The organism is Rhodococcus sp. ZPP, assembly GCF_017656075.1.
Taxonomy (GTDB): Bacteria; Actinomycetota; Actinomycetes; order Mycobacteriales; family Mycobacteriaceae; genus Rhodococcus_F; species Rhodococcus_F oxybenzonivorans.
The window spans coordinates 5897796-5911224 of sequence record NZ_CP058638.1 but is presented as its reverse complement, the minus strand read 5'-3'; the positions used below and the strand labels follow the sequence as shown (position 1 = coordinate 5911224).

At 64.0% G+C, this 13429-nt stretch carries 26 protein-coding genes; 1 reads left to right on the top strand and 25 read right to left on the bottom strand.

The annotated features are described in order from the left end of the window. Positions 1-61: 61 nt before the first annotated feature. Entirely contained in the window at positions 62-175 is a 114-nt protein-coding gene (gene rpmJ, locus HYG77_RS27145) for a 50S ribosomal protein L36 (RefSeq protein WP_003938068.1), read from the bottom strand. Positions 176-264: 89 nt separating this feature from the next. Beyond that, positions 265-486 (bottom strand): translation initiation factor IF-1, encoded by a 222-nt coding sequence (gene infA, locus HYG77_RS27140; protein WP_003418601.1) that lies wholly within the window; start codon positions 484-486, stop codon positions 265-267. A 217-nt stretch (positions 487-703) separates the two neighbouring features. Here infA and dtd point away from each other — a divergent pair, with 217 nt between their 5' ends. Continuing rightward, entirely contained in the window at positions 704-1141 is a 438-nt protein-coding gene (gene dtd / locus HYG77_RS27135) for a D-aminoacyl-tRNA deacylase (protein WP_109331571.1), read from the top strand. Positions 1142-1149: 8 nt separating this feature from the next. Here dtd and map read toward each other — a convergent pair whose 3' ends face one another. From map to rplC, 23 genes are all read right to left on the bottom strand, one after another. Next, entirely contained in the window at positions 1150-1947 is a 798-nt protein-coding gene (gene map / locus HYG77_RS27130; protein ID WP_109331572.1) for a type I methionyl aminopeptidase, read from the bottom strand. After that, positions 1948-2493, bottom strand: a complete 546-nt coding sequence (locus HYG77_RS27125; protein ID WP_109331573.1) for an adenylate kinase — start codon at positions 2491-2493, stop codon at positions 1948-1950. Then, on the bottom strand, positions 2490-3803 hold the full coding sequence (gene secY / locus HYG77_RS27120; RefSeq protein ID WP_109331574.1) for a preprotein translocase subunit SecY: 1314 nt from the start codon (positions 3801-3803) through the stop codon (positions 2490-2492). The genes HYG77_RS27125 and secY overlap by 4 nt, the downstream gene beginning before the upstream one ends. Before the next feature lie 187 nt (positions 3804-3990). Continuing rightward, complete coding sequence (gene rplO, locus HYG77_RS27115; protein ID WP_109331575.1) at positions 3991-4434, bottom strand: 50S ribosomal protein L15; 444 nt, start codon at positions 4432-4434, stop codon at positions 3991-3993. Positions 4435-4436: 2 nt separating this feature from the next. After that, positions 4437-4616, bottom strand: a complete 180-nt coding sequence (rpmD, locus tag HYG77_RS27110; protein WP_005253859.1) for a 50S ribosomal protein L30 — start codon at positions 4614-4616, stop codon at positions 4437-4439. Further along, positions 4616-5272, bottom strand: a complete 657-nt coding sequence (rpsE, locus tag HYG77_RS27105; RefSeq protein WP_109331576.1) for a 30S ribosomal protein S5 — start codon at positions 5270-5272, stop codon at positions 4616-4618. Before rpsE ends, rpmD begins: the two co-directional genes overlap by 1 nt. A 31-nt stretch (positions 5273-5303) precedes the next feature. After that, positions 5304-5711: a 50S ribosomal protein L18 gene (rplR, locus tag HYG77_RS27100; protein ID WP_109331582.1), complete on the bottom strand. Its 408-nt coding sequence runs from the start codon at positions 5709-5711 to the stop codon at positions 5304-5306. Position 5712: 1 nt separating this feature from the next. Continuing rightward, a complete protein-coding gene (rplF, locus tag HYG77_RS27095; protein ID WP_109331583.1) occupies positions 5713-6252 on the bottom strand; it encodes a 50S ribosomal protein L6 in 540 nt (179 codons plus the stop codon). Positions 6253-6266: 14 nt separating this feature from the next. Further along, positions 6267-6665, bottom strand: a complete 399-nt coding sequence (gene rpsH / locus HYG77_RS27090; RefSeq protein ID WP_005239657.1) for a 30S ribosomal protein S8 — start codon at positions 6663-6665, stop codon at positions 6267-6269. A gap of 153 nt (positions 6666-6818) precedes the next feature. After that, complete coding sequence (locus HYG77_RS27085; protein ID WP_005239644.1) at positions 6819-7004, bottom strand: type Z 30S ribosomal protein S14; 186 nt, start codon at positions 7002-7004, stop codon at positions 6819-6821. 4 nt (positions 7005-7008) lie between these two features. Further along, entirely contained in the window at positions 7009-7575 is a 567-nt protein-coding gene (rplE, locus tag HYG77_RS27080; RefSeq protein ID WP_109331587.1) for a 50S ribosomal protein L5, read from the bottom strand. A 1-nt stretch (position 7576) separates the two neighbouring features. Beyond that, entirely contained in the window at positions 7577-7894 is a 318-nt protein-coding gene (rplX, locus tag HYG77_RS27075; RefSeq protein ID WP_109331588.1) for a 50S ribosomal protein L24, read from the bottom strand. Next, entirely contained in the window at positions 7894-8262 is a 369-nt protein-coding gene (rplN, locus tag HYG77_RS27070) for a 50S ribosomal protein L14 (RefSeq protein WP_005239639.1), read from the bottom strand. The genes rplX and rplN overlap by 1 nt, the downstream gene beginning before the upstream one ends. Before the next feature lie 202 nt (positions 8263-8464). Beyond that, complete coding sequence (rpsQ, locus tag HYG77_RS27065; RefSeq protein WP_109331594.1) at positions 8465-8746, bottom strand: 30S ribosomal protein S17; 282 nt, start codon at positions 8744-8746, stop codon at positions 8465-8467. Beyond that, positions 8743-8979, bottom strand: a complete 237-nt coding sequence (rpmC, locus tag HYG77_RS27060) for a 50S ribosomal protein L29 (RefSeq protein WP_109331597.1) — start codon at positions 8977-8979, stop codon at positions 8743-8745. The genes rpsQ and rpmC overlap by 4 nt, the downstream gene beginning before the upstream one ends. After that, entirely contained in the window at positions 8979-9395 is a 417-nt protein-coding gene (gene rplP, locus HYG77_RS27055) for a 50S ribosomal protein L16 (RefSeq protein WP_005239636.1), read from the bottom strand. The genes rpmC and rplP overlap by 1 nt, the downstream gene beginning before the upstream one ends. Before the next feature lie 3 nt (positions 9396-9398). Continuing rightward, the gene (gene rpsC / locus HYG77_RS27050) at positions 9399-10205 is read right to left on the bottom strand and encodes a 30S ribosomal protein S3 (protein WP_005239635.1); all 807 of its coding nucleotides are present in this window, start codon (positions 10203-10205) and stop codon (positions 9399-9401) included. Next, complete coding sequence (rplV, locus tag HYG77_RS27045; protein WP_109331598.1) at positions 10205-10609, bottom strand: 50S ribosomal protein L22; 405 nt, start codon at positions 10607-10609, stop codon at positions 10205-10207. The genes rpsC and rplV overlap by 1 nt, the downstream gene beginning before the upstream one ends. Further along, positions 10606-10887 carry a 30S ribosomal protein S19 gene (gene rpsS, locus HYG77_RS27040; RefSeq protein ID WP_003940820.1) on the bottom strand — a complete coding sequence of 94 codons (282 nt, stop codon included), beginning with the start codon at positions 10885-10887 and terminating at the stop codon, positions 10606-10608. The genes rplV and rpsS overlap by 4 nt, the downstream gene beginning before the upstream one ends. Before the next feature lie 13 nt (positions 10888-10900). Further along, positions 10901-11737 (bottom strand): 50S ribosomal protein L2, encoded by an 837-nt coding sequence (gene rplB / locus HYG77_RS27035; RefSeq protein WP_015889918.1) that lies wholly within the window; start codon positions 11735-11737, stop codon positions 10901-10903. 39 nt (positions 11738-11776) lie between these two features. Further along, positions 11777-12082 (bottom strand): 50S ribosomal protein L23, encoded by a 306-nt coding sequence (rplW, locus tag HYG77_RS27030; protein WP_109331599.1) that lies wholly within the window; start codon positions 12080-12082, stop codon positions 11777-11779. Next, positions 12079-12768, bottom strand: a complete 690-nt coding sequence (gene rplD / locus HYG77_RS27025) for a 50S ribosomal protein L4 (RefSeq protein WP_109331600.1) — start codon at positions 12766-12768, stop codon at positions 12079-12081. The genes rplW and rplD overlap by 4 nt, the downstream gene beginning before the upstream one ends. After that, on the bottom strand, positions 12765-13421 hold the full coding sequence (gene rplC / locus HYG77_RS27020; RefSeq protein WP_009479366.1) for a 50S ribosomal protein L3: 657 nt from the start codon (positions 13419-13421) through the stop codon (positions 12765-12767). The genes rplD and rplC overlap by 4 nt, the downstream gene beginning before the upstream one ends. Positions 13422-13429: the final 8 nt, after the last annotated feature.

Genomic DNA, 13429 nt, shown 5'->3' with positions numbered 1-13429 from the left:
CTGGCTGGTGCTGGGAGGTCATCTTTGCTTGTTGCCAAGCAGATCCTCGAAAAGCGGAGATCTAGCCCTGACGCTGCTTGTGACGCAGGTTCTCGCAGATCACCATGACCCGGCCGTTACGACGGATCACCTTGCACTTTTCGCAGATCTTCTTGACGCTCGGCTGAACCTTCACGTCTTCTGATCTCCTGTTTTGTGGCAGCCCACTACGCAGTTCCGCGGCGGACGTACTTCTCCCCGACCTGGTCAGAGCGGGGAAGCTTTTTACTTGTACCGGTAAACGATGCGTCCGCGCGACAGGTCGTAGGGCGAGAGCTCCACGACTACGCGATCTTCCGGGAGGATGCGAATGTAGTGCTGACGCATCTTTCCGCTGATGTGGGCGAGAACCTTGTGGCCGTTCTCGAGCTCAATGCGGAACATCGCATTGGGCAGCGGCTCGACTACTCGTCCCTCGACCTCGATGGCCCCGTCTTTCTTAGCCATATCCTCCGCGATCCATGTTGTTTGACGTGCTTCTTGCATCTGTTTCCGTTACCGTGGCGCCCAATGGCTTCTTCACCGGCCGAAACATGAACATTCCGGATCGAAACCGGCACTGGGCACGCAAACAACCGGCACGCATAGCGCACCGCTGATCCATGTTACGGGAAATTGCTCACCAGGCCAAATGCAGTCGGCGAGGCGAAGGATGGTGTTGGGCGTGCGCGCGCTGGTGCAGAGAGTCTCGGCCGCCTCCGTCCGGGTCGACGGAGTCGTGGTCGCACGCATCACTCCCCCGCCTGCCGGCCATGGACTTCTCGTCCTGGTCGGCGTCACCCATACGGATGACGCGGCGAAAGCAGCGCTCCTGGCAAAGAAGGTGTGGACGATGCGAATCCTGGAGGACGAGCAGTCGGCCGCCGACCTCGATGCCCCGATCCTCGTGGCCAGTCAATTCACGCTGATGGCCGACACACGACGGGGGCGACGCCCCTCGTGGTCCGCGGCCGCGCCCCGGCCCGTGGCGGAGCCGTTGGTCGAATCCTTCACGGACGCGCTACGACAGCTGGGCGCGACGGTCGATACGGGCGTGTTCGGCGAGCACATGCAGATCGACCTCGTCAACGACGGACCGGTCACTCTGCTGATCGACGTGTAGCGGCGCAGTCACTCCGGGCGCAGCGTGAGAATTCTCGGACCATCCTCGGTGACGGCCACGGTGTGCTCCCAGTGGGCAGCACGCGTACCGTCCGCGGTAACCACCGTCCAGTCGTCTTCCAGGACAATGGTATCGGTGGTACCGAGCGTCAACATCGGCTCGATCGCCAGCACGGATCCGACCACCAGCTGGGGACCCTTACCCGGGGCGCCCTCGTTGGCGAGGAACGGTTCCATGTGCATTTCCCGGCCGATCCCGTGCCCGCCGTAGCCGTCGACGATCCCGTACTTCCGGCCGTGTGTTACTTCCGCCGCGCGAGTTCCCAGCTCGATCGCATGGGAGATGTCGGTGAGACGGTTCCCGGGCAGCATGGCTGCAATTCCCGCGTCCATCGACAACCGCGTGGCTTCGCTCAAATCCTGATCAGCCTCGATGAGTTCGCCGACACCGAACGTCCAGGCAGAGTCACCATGCCACCCGTCGAGAATCGCACCGCAGTCGATCGAGACGAGGTCTCCCTCGGCGAGGATGTCCTGCGCCGAGGGAATCCCGTGCACCACACGATCATTGACGGACGAACATATCGATCCGGTGAACCCGTGGTACCCCTTGAACGACGGCACCGCACCTGCGTCGCGGATTACCGACTCGGCTACCTCGTCGAGTTCGAGCGTGCTCACACCAGGCTTGGCCGCATCACGCACCGCCACCAGCGCTGCACCGACGATGGCGCCCGCGGCCGCCATCGCATCGAGCTCACCGGCAGTCCGGAAGGGAACAACTTTGCGCTTGCGCCCGAAACCCATTTACTTGCCCAACGCTGCCAGTGCGCGCGAGTTGACCTCGTCGACCTCACCCAGTGCGTCGACGGTGAGCAAATCGTTCTTGTAGTAGTCGAGCAGCGGCGCCGTCTCCTCGCGGTACACCCGGAGCCGGTTGCGGATGACGTCTTCCTTGTCGTCGGCGCGACCACGCGCCAGCATCCGTTCCACGACGATGTCCTCGTCCGCCACGAACGAGAGAACGCCGTCGAGCTTGGTGTCCAGATCAGCCAGGATCGCCTCGAGTGCCTGCGCCTGATCGACCGTGCGCGGGAAACCGTCGAGAAGGAAACCGTTGGCGGCATCCGGCTCCGCGACGCGCGCTTTCACCATGTTGTTGGTGATTTCGCTGGGAACGAGATCTCCGGCGTCGAGGTACTTCTTCGCCTCGAGACCGAGCGGTGTCTCCTGGCCGATGTTCGCCCGGAACAGGTCGCCGGTCGAGATGTGCGGGACACCGAGCTTCTCGGAAAGAATCGCGGCCTGGGTGCCCTTGCCTGCACCGGGAGGACCAAGGAGGACAAGTCTCACTTGAGGAACCCTTCGTAGTTGCGTTGCATCAATTGACTTTCGATCTGCTTGACCGTGTCCAGGGCGACACTGACGAGGATCAGCACTGCCGCGCCACCGAAGATGCTGCTGGTGGTCTGGCTCCCGGACAGGAAGAAGTGGGGCAACACTGCGATCAGGCCGAGGTAGATGGACCCCGGGACCGTGATGCGGTTGAGCACGTAATTCAGGTAGTCCGCGGTGGGGCGTCCCGGGCGGATGCCGGGAATGAACCCACCGAACTTCTTCATCTCGTCGGCGCGCTCTTCGGGGTTGAACGTGATCGCGACGTAGAAGAACACGAAGAACACGATCAACGCGAAGTAGATGGTGATGTACACCGGATTGTTCGGGTTCACCAGATACTCGTTGATGATCCGCTGCCACCAGCTCGGATCTGCAGCCGACGTCGCCCCGGTGAGCTGCGCGATGAGGTTCGGCAGATACAGCAGAGACGACGCGAAGATCACCGGGATGATGCCGGCCTGGTTGACCTTCAGCGGCAGGTAGGTGGACGAACCGCCGTACATCTTGCGGCCGACCATGCGCTTGGCGTACTGGACGGGGATACGGCGCTGGCCCTGCTCGACGAAGACCACGCCCGCAATGATGGCCAGAGCGGCGACACAGACGATCGCGAAGATCAGCCCGCCGCGGCTGTCGAGAATGGCCTTGCCCTCCGACGGCAGCCGGGATGCGATACCCGCGAAGATCAGCAGCGAGAAGCCGTTACCGACACCGCGTTCGGTGATGATCTCGCCGAACCACATGACGAGCGCGGCACCCGCCGTCATCACGAGGACGATGATGACGAGCCCGAAGATGCTCTTGTCGGCGATTATTTCTTCCTGACAACCCTGCAACAGCTGACCGCGCGCTGCGAGCGCGACGATGCCGGTGGCCTGCAGAATCGCCAGCGCGATCGACAGATATCGGGTGTACTGCGTCATCTTCGCCTGACCGGACTGGCCTTCCTTCCGAAGCTGCTCGAACTTCGGGATGACGACCGTCAACAGCTGAACGATGATGCTTGCCGTGATGTAGGGCATGATGCCGATCGCGAACACCGAGAGCTGGAGCAGGGCTCCACCGGAGAACAGGTTGATCAGCGAATAGATACCGGCGGAATCGCCGCCCGACAACTGGTCGACACAGGCTCGGACGTTGGCGTAGTCGACGCCGGGTGAGGGCAGCACGGCACCGACGCGGTAGAGCGCGACGAGGCCGAGCGCGATGAGGATCTTCCGCCTCAGGTCCGGGGTCCTGAGGGCCGAGACGAAGGCGGAAAGCAAAGATCCTCCTGGCACGACGGTGGGTGGACGAGTCACTGGGACTTTGTCCGTGAATGAACTCTAGAACTCTAACAGTGGCGACTGAACGTGCAGTTGGGAGACCTGGGCCGACCCGGTGCACAGCGGCAAATGGCCGCAGTACAGCCCGAAGCTGTACTGCGGCCATCTACTGGCTAGCGGTGATTGCTCACAGCTCGGTGGCGGTACCACCGGCAGCAGCGATCTTCTCCTTGGCGGAGCCGGTGAACTTGTCGACCGTCACCTGGACGGCGACAGTCAGGTCGCCGTCGCCGAGAACCTTGACGAGCTGGTTCTTGCGAACGGCGCCCTTGGCAACGAGATCCTCGACCGTGACCTGCCCACCCTCGGGGAACAGACGGGCGATGTCGCCGACGTTGACGACCTGGTACTCGGTGCGGAACGGGTTGGTGAAGCCCTTGAGCTTGGGCAGACGCATGTGCAGCGGCATCTGTCCACCCTCGAAGGCGACGGGCACGTTCTTGCGGGCCTTGGTGCCCTTGGTGCCGCGACCCGCAGTCTTACCGCGCTTGCCGCCCTCGCCTCGACCGACGCGGATCTTGGCTGACTTGGACCCGGGCGCGGGGCGCAGGTGATGCAGTTTGATGGTCATGGTTAGACCTCCTCAACTGTGACGAGGTGGCGCACCACGTTGATCAGACCGCGGTTCTGCGCATTGTCCTCGCGGACAACCGTCTGCCGGATGCCCTTGAGACCGAGGGTGCGCAGCGAGTTCCGCTGGTTCTGCTTGGTACCGATGGTGCTCTTGATCTGAGTGACCTTGAGTTCGGCCATTACTTCACGCTCCCAGCCTGTGCACGCGCACGCAGCATGCCGGCGGGGGCCACATCCTCGAGGGCGAGACCGCGACGAGCGGCAACTTCCTCGGGGCGCTGCAGACCCTTGAGCGCAGCAACGGTCGCATGGACGACGTTGATGGCGTTGTCGCTACCGAGCGACTTCGACAGGATGTCGTGGATGCCCGCGCACTCCAGCACGGCACGCACCGCGCCGCCGGCGATGACACCGGTACCGGCGCTCGCGGGACGCAGCATGACGATGCCGGCAGCGGCTTCACCCTGGACGGGGTGCGTGATGGTGCCGCCGATCATCGGAACGCGGAAGAAGCTCTTACGAGCCTCCTCGACACCCTTCTGGATGGCCGCAGGAACTTCCTTGGCCTTGCCGTAGCCGACGCCGACCAGTCCGTTGCCGTCGCCCACGATCACCAGTGCGGTGAAGCTGAAGCGACGACCACCCTTGACGACCTTCGACACGCGGTTGATCGTGACGACCCGCTCGATGTGGTTCGACTTCTCGGCCGACTGTCCGCCGCGACGATCGTCGCGACCGCCACCACGACGGTCGCCGCCGCCGCGGTTGTCCCCCGTGTTGGGTCCATTCTGTCCGGCGGGTCCGCTTCCGCCGTCACGCCTCTGACGTCCCGGCATCAGGCTGTCCTTCCGTTCGAAATGATGGTCATCAGAACTTCAACCCGCCTTCGCGAGCTGCGTCTGCCAGGGCCGCGATGCGACCGTGGTAGCCGTGTCCGCCGTGGTCGAAGACCACAGTCTCGACTCCGGCAGCCTTCGCGCGCTCGGCGATCAGCTGACCGACCTTCGCGCTGAGGGTCTTCTTGTCGCCGTCCGCAGCGCGCACGTCTGCCTCGGTGGTCGACGCCGCGGCCAGCGTGTGGCCCGCGAGGTCGTCCACCAGCTGGACGTGGATGTGGCGCGAGGACCGGTTGACGACCAAGCGGGGACGCTCGGGCGTGCCGGACACCTTCTTGCGGAGACGGAAGTGACGACGCACCTTCGACAGGCGACGCTTCGTGGACGCATCCTTGCCCAGCGGAATCCGCTTGGCTTTCTGGTTTGCAGTCTGGCTCATATCACTTACCCGTCTTTCCGACCTTGCGGCGGATCTGCTCACCCTCGTAACGCACGCCCTTGCCCTTGTACGGGTCCGGACGGCGGAGACGGCGGATGTTGGCCGAGATCTGCCCGACCTTCTGCTTGTCGATGCCCGACACGGAGAACTTGGTGGGCGACTCGACCGCGAAGGTGATGCCTTCCGGAGCCTCGATCGGGACCGGGTGGCTGTACCCGAGCGCGAACTCGAGGTCCTTGCCCTTGAGAGCAACGCGGTAACCGACGCCGTGGATCTCCATCTTGGTGGTGTAACCGTCGGTCACACCGGTGACCAGGTTCTGCACCAGCGTGCGAGAAAGACCGTGGAGTGCACGGCTACGACGCTCGTCGTCCGGACGGGTGACGCTGAGCGTTCCGTCCTCGTTCTTCTCGATGGTGATCGGCTCTGCGATGGTGAGGCCGAGGGTGCCCTTCGGCCCCTTGACCGTGACGTCCTGGCCGTCGATCGACACGTCGACACCGGCGGGGACGGTAACGGGAATCTTTCCGATACGCGACATTGTGGTGGCCTCCCTTACCAGACGTAGGCGAGGACTTCCCCGCCCACTCCTTGATTGGCCGCCTGGCGATCGGTGAGCAGGCCGGTGGACGTGGAAATGATCGCCACGCCGAGGCCGCCCAGAACCTTGGGCAGGTTGGTGGACTTTGCGTACACACGCAGACCGGGCTTCGAGACACGACGCACGCCGGCAAGGCTGCGCTCACGGCTCGGGCCGTACTTGAGGTCGACGATGAGGGTCTTACCGACCTCGGCGTCCTCGGTGCGGTAGTCGGCGATGTAGCCCTCACGCTTGAGGATCTCGGCGATGTTCGCCTTGATCTTCGAGTGGGGCAACTTCACCTCATCGTGGTACGCCGTGTTGGCGTTGCGCAGACGTGTCAAGAAGTCTGCGATGGGGTCGGTCATGGTCATGAGGTTGACCTCTACCTTTCTCACAACGGTTCCCTCTGCCGTGTCCGGCGCAGGCCTATCGCGAAGTAGGTCTTACGTTTCCCGGCCCGAGATTACGAACCGGAAGTCTGTGGTGGGTGACGTCGTCATCGTCGCGGCGACGACGTCACCGGATCACCAGGAGCTCTTGTGGACGCCGGGCAGCTCGCCGGCGTGCGCCATCTCGCGGACGCAGATTCGGCACAGGCCGAACTTGCGGAACACCGAGTGCGGACGACCGCACCGCTGGCAGCGGGTGTAGGCGCGCACCGCGAACTTGGGCTTCTTGTTGGCCTTGTTGACCAATGCCTTCTTAGCCATTAGCTCAGTTCTCCTTGAACGGGAAGCCGAGGTGCTTGAGCAGGGCACGGCCTTCTTCGTTGTTGGTCGCGGTGGTCACCACGGTGATGTCCATGCCGCGCGGACGGTCGATCTTGTCCACGTCGATCTCGTGGAACATCGACTGCTCGTTCAGGCCGAACGTGTAGTTGCCGTTGCCGTCGAACTGGGTTCCCGACAGGCCACGGAAGTCCCTGATGCGGGGAAGGGCCACGGACACGAGACGGTCCAGGAATTCCCACATGCGGTCGCCGCGAAGCGTGACGCGGGCACCGATCGGCATGCCCTCGCGAAGCTTGAACTGCGCGATCGACTTGCGTGCCTTGCGGATCTCGGGCTTCTGACCGGTGATCAGAGCGAGATCGTTGACGGCACCGTTGATGAGCTTGGCGTCGCGGGCGGCGTCACCGACACCCATGTTGACGACGACCTTGACGACGCCCGGGATCTGCATCACGTTGGCGTAGTCGAATTCGCTGTTCAGCGCAGCCTTGATCTCTTCGCGGTAGCGAGTCTTCAGGCGCGGCTGGATCTTGTTCTCAGTGGAGGTCATGTCAGATGTCCTTCCCGTTCTTCCGGGAAATCCGAACGCGCTTGCCGGACTCTTCGTCTGTCCGGTAGCCCACGCGGGTGGGGTTGCCGTCCGAGTCGATGACCGCGACGTTGGAAACGTGGATCGGGGCTTCCTGCGTCACGATGCCGCCGGAGGAAGCTCCGCGCTCGTTCGCGGAAACCGCGGTGTGCTTCTTGATGCGGTTCACGCCTTCGACGAGGACCTTGTTGGTCGCGGGGTAGGCCTGAATGACCTTGCCCTTCGCGCCCTTGTCCTTGCCGGCGATGACCAGCACGGTGTCACCCTTGTGCACCTTCATCACAGCACCTCCGGGGCGAGCGAGACGATCTTCATGAACTTCTTCTCACGCAGCTCACGGCCGACCGGGCCGAAGATGCGGGTGCCACGGGGATCGTTGTCCGGCTTGATGAGGACGGCGGCGTTCTCGTCGAACTTGATGTACGACCCGTCCGGCCGGCGACGTTCCTTCGTGGTGCGGACGATGACGGCCTTGACGACCTCGCCCTTCTTGATGTTTCCACCCGGGATGGCGTCCTTGACGGTGGCGACGATGATGTCACCGATCCCGGCGTAGCGGCGTGACGAACCACCGAGAACGCGGATGCAGAGAATCTCCTTGGCACCCGTGTTGTCGGCGACGCGCAGCCGCGACTCCTGCTGAATCACTTACTTCTCCTTGACCTGGTGTTTTCGACTGGAGCGACCAACTGGCGGTCGCTCTGTCGTGCACGGCAGATTTCCGACCCGACGTGCGCGGTCCGTACCCGTACCCTGCATGAGGCCGCCCTGACGGGTGGCACAACGGTGGGGTTGCCGTGCATCTGTCGCAAGGCAACCCCACCATCATACTGGACACATATTGTGGTTCTTACTTGGCCTTCTCGACGACCTCGACGAGGCGCCAGTGCTTCGTCGCGGACAGCGGACGGGTTTCCATCAGCTGCACGAGGTCACCGACACCGGCGACACCGTTCTCGTCGTGGGCCTTGACCTTGCTGGTCCGGCGGATGATCTTGCCGTAGAGCGGGTGCTTGACCCGGTCTTCGAGCTCGACCACGATCGTCTTCTCCATCTTGTCGGAGACGACATATCCGGTGCGGACCTTGCGGCTGCCGCGCTCTGTAGTGCTCACTGCTTTTTCCTCACTCATGCCGCGTCACCTGCGTCCGGACCAACGGCCAGTCCGAGCTCACGCTCACGCAGAACGGTGTAGATACGCGCGATGTCGTGACGGACGGTCCGAAGCCGGCGGTTGTTGTCCATCTGGCCGGTGGCCATCTGGAAACGAAGGTTGAACAGCTCTTCCTTCGACTCACGAAGCCGGGTGACCAGCTCTTCTTCGGTGAGCTCGCGGAGCTCTGCGGCTGGGGTTCCAGTAGCCATCAGAACTGCTCCTCCCTTGTCACGATCCGGCACTTGCAGGGGAGCTTGTGCATCGCGCGGCGCAGGGCCTCGCGTGCGATCTCCTCGTTGGGGTAGCTCATCTCGAACATCACGCGACCAGGCTTGACGTTCGCGATCCACCACTCGGGGGAACCCTTACCGGAACCCATGCGGGTTTCGGCCGGCTTCTTGGTGAGGGGGCGATCCGGGAAGATGTTGATCCAGATCTTGCCGCCACGCTTGATGTGCCGGGTCATGGCGATACGAGCGGACTCGATCTGCCGGTTGGTGATGTAGGCAGGCTCGAGAGCCTGGATGCCGTAGTCACCGAAGGTCACCTGGGTTCCACCCTTGGCGGCACCCGAACGGCTCGGATGGTGCTGCTTGCGGTGCTTGACCCGCCGTGGGATCAACATGCGTCAGCCCTCCTTCTGTTCAGTCGTAGCGGGTGCATCGGCGGTGGCGGTCGCTGCGCGACCGGCCTCGGTGCTGGTCGCGGTGGTGCCGGTGGCACCGGAACGACGGGGGCGGCTCGGACGCTCGCGCCGCGGACGATCGCCGGCGGGAGCAGCCACGTTGGCGGCGAGCTCACGCTTGCCACCGACGATGTCGCCCTTGTAGATCCAGACCTTCACGCCGATGCGGCCGAAGGTGGTCTTGGCCTCGTAGAGGCCGTAGTCGATGTCGGCGCGCAGCGTGTGCAGCGGGACGCGACCTTCGCGGTAGAACTCCGAGCGGGACATCTCGGCACCACCGAGACGACCGGAGCACTGGACCCGGATGCCCTTGACGTTCGGCTGACGCATGGCCGACTGGATGGCCTTACGCATGGCGCGACGGAAAGCGACGCGGTTCGAGAGCTGCTCGGCGACACCCTGGGCGACGAGCTGAGCCTCGGCCTCGGCGTTCTTGACCTCGAGGATGTTCAGCTGGACCTGCTTGCCGGTCAGCTTCTCGAGCTCGGAACGGATGCGGTCGGCCTCGGCGCCGCGGCGGCCGATGACGATGCCCGGACGCGCGGTGTGGATGTCCACACGCACACGGTCACGGGTGCGCTCGATCTCGACCTTCGCGATGCCCGCGCGCTCCATGCCGGTGGCGAGGAGCTTACGGATGGCGACGTCTTCCTTGACGTACTCCGCGTACTGCTTGTCTGCGTACCAGCGGGACTTCCAGTCGGTGGTGATGCCGAGTCGGAAGCCGTGCGGGTTGATTTTCTGGCCCACTACTGAGCACTTCCCTTCCGGCGATTACGGGTCGATGTTCCGGTCTTCGGCAGGCTCTCCACGATCACGGTGATGTGGCTCGTCCGCTTACGGATACGGAACGCACGTCCCTGTGCACGCGGCTGGAACCGCTTGAGGGTCGCGCCCTCGTCCACGTACGCCGTGGCAACGACAAGCGTGCTCGGGTCGAGGTCGAGGTTGTTCTCGGCGTTGGCTGCAGCGCTGGCGATCACCTTGGCGACCGGCTCGCTCGCTGCCTGCGGCGCGAACTTCAGGATGGAGAGGGCGTCTTCAACCGAACGCCCGCGGACCAGGTCCACAACTCGACGCGCCTTCATCGGCGTGACGCGCACGTGGCGCGCAATTGCCTTGGCGGTCGGGTTGGCGGTTTCGGTGTTGCTCATCGCCTCTTCGCCTTCCGATCATCCTTGATGTGACCCTTGAACGTGCGGGTCGGTGCAAACTCTCCGAGCTTGTGTCCGACCATCGAGTCGGAGACGAACACGGGGACGTGCTTGCGGCCGTCGTGAACCGCAAACGTGTGGCCGATGAAGTCCGGGATGATCGTGGAACGACGGGACCAGGTCTTGATGACCTGCTTGGTTCCCTTTTCGTTCTGCACGTCCACCTTCGCGAGGAGGTGGTCATCGACGAACGGGCCCTTCTTGAGGCTGCGTGGCATCCTTCACTCCCTCCTAGCGCTTGTTCTTGCCGGTACGGCGACGACGGACAATGAGCTTGTCACTCGCCTTGTTCTTGCGGGTGCGGCCTTCGGGCTTGCCCCACGGGCTGACCGGGTGGCGACCACCGGAGGTCTTACCCTCACCACCACCGTGCGGGTGGTCGACCGGGTTCATCACGACACCACGGACGGTCGGGCGCTTGCCCTTCCACCGCATACGGCCGGCCTTGCCCCAGTTGATGTTCGACTGTTCGGCGTTGCCGACCTCACCGATCGAGGCGCGGCAGCGAACGTCGACGCGACGGATTTCGCCGGACGGCATACGCAGCGTGGCGTAGGTGCCTTCCTTACCGAGCAACTGGATGCTGGAACCAGCCGAGCGGGCCATCTTGGCGCCGCCACCGGGGCGGAGCTCGACGGCGTGGATGGTGGTACCCGTCGGGATGTTGCGCAGGGGCAGGTTGTTGCCGGGCTTGATGTCGGCGCCTGCACCGGACTCGACCGGCGCACCCTGGAACAGGCCCTTGGGGGCGATGATGTAGCGCTTCTCGCCATCTGCGTAGTGCAGCAGGGCGATACGCGCGGTGCGGTTGGGGTCGTACTCGATGTGCGCGACCTTGGCCGGCACGCCGTCCTTGTCGTTGCGACGGAAATCGATCAACCGGTAGGCGCGCTTGTGACCGCCGCCCTTGTGCCGGGTGGTGATACGACCGTGTGCGTTACGTCCACCGCGTCCGTGGAGCGGGCGAACCAGCGACTTCTCGGGGGTCGACCGAGTGATCTCGGCGAAGTCCGAGACGCTCGAGCCACGACGGCCCGGAGTTGTCGGCTTGTACTTACGGATTGCCATGAGTCTTCTCGTCCTCTATGTCTCGTCAAGTCCCGGCGCTTACGCGACCGGTCCTCCGAAGATCTCGATGGGCTTGCTGTCGGCCGAGAGGGTCACGAGCGCGCGCTTGGTGTCCTTGCGCTTGCCGTAACCGAACCGGGTCCGCTTGCGCTTGCCCTGACGGTTGGCGGTGTTGACGCTTGTCACAGTGACGCCGAAGATCTTCTCGACGGCAATCTTGATCTGCGTCTTGTTCGAGTCCGGGTGCACCAGGAAGGTGTAGGTGCCTTCCTCGATCAGTCCGTAGGACTTCTCGGAGATGACCGGAGCCAGCAGGATGTCGCGGGGGTCAGCGATGGTCGTCACTTGGCCTCCTCCTTGTTCTCTTCCTGGACGCTCTCGGCGGGCCCGTGGATGAACGTGTTGAGCGCCTCGACGCTGAACACGACGTCATCGCTGTTGAGCACGTCGTACGTGTTGAGCTGGTCGGGTGCGATGGGATGCACACCGTCCAGGTTCTGCACGCTCTTCCACGCCGCAATGTCTTCACGTCCGACGACGAGCAGGACCTTCTTGCGGTCCGAGATCTCGCCCAGGAACGCCTTGGCGCCCTTCGTCGAGGGAGTCTGACCGGCGACCAGCTCGGTGATCACGTGGATACGCTCGTTGCGCGCCCGGTCGGAGAGAGCTCCGCGCAGGGCGGCGGCCTTCATCTTCTTGGGCGTCCGCTGGCTGTAGTCACGCGGCTGCGGGCCGTGGACGGTGCCACCACCAGCGAACTGCGGTGCACGGGTCGAGCCCTGGCGAGCGCGGCCGGTGCCCTTCTGGCGGTACGGCTTCTTTCCACCGCCGCGAACCTCGCCGCGGGTCTTGGTGGAGTGGGTGCCCTGACGCGCAGCTGCGAGCTGAGCGACGACAACCTGGTGGAGAAGCGCGATGTTGGCAGGCGCGTCGAAGATCTCCGCGGGGAGGTCGACGGTGCCGTTGGTCTTGCCGCCGGCGACCTTGACGTCCAGCGTCAGCTTGGTCGTCGATGTCTCGGTGCTGGTCATGCCCGTGCACCACCCTTCACTGCACTCTTGACGATCACGAGGCCACCCTTGCGGCCGGGGATCGCACCCTTGATCAGCAGCAGGCCGTTCTCGGCGTCCACCTTGTGGACCGAGAGGTTCTGCGTCGTGATGCGGTCGCTACCCATGCGACCGGACATGCGCATGCCCTTGAACACGCGGCCCGGAGTGGCGCAACCACCGATGGAACCGGGGCGACGGTGCACAGCCTGGGCGCCGTGCGAGGCGCCCTGGCCGGCGAAGCCGTGGCGCTTCATGGTTCCGGCGAAGCCCTTACCCTTGCTGGTTCCGGTGACGTCGACGTAGGCGCCGTCCTCGAAGACCTCGGCGGTAAGTTCCTGGCCGACCTCGTACTCCGAGGTGTCGGCAACGCGGAGCTCCACAACGTGGCGGCGCGGGGTGACGCCGGCCTTGGCGAACTGGCCGGAAGTCGGCTTGTTCACCTTGCGCGGGTCGATGGCGCCGAACGCGAGCTGCACGGCGCTGTAGCCGTCACGCTCTTCGGTACGAATCTGGGTCACGACGTTGGGCCCGGCCTTCACGACGGTGACCGGAACGACCCGGTTGTTCTCGTCGAAGACCTGGGTCATGCCGAGCTTCGTGCCCAGGATTCCCTTGATCTTGGTATCAGTCATTGTTTTTG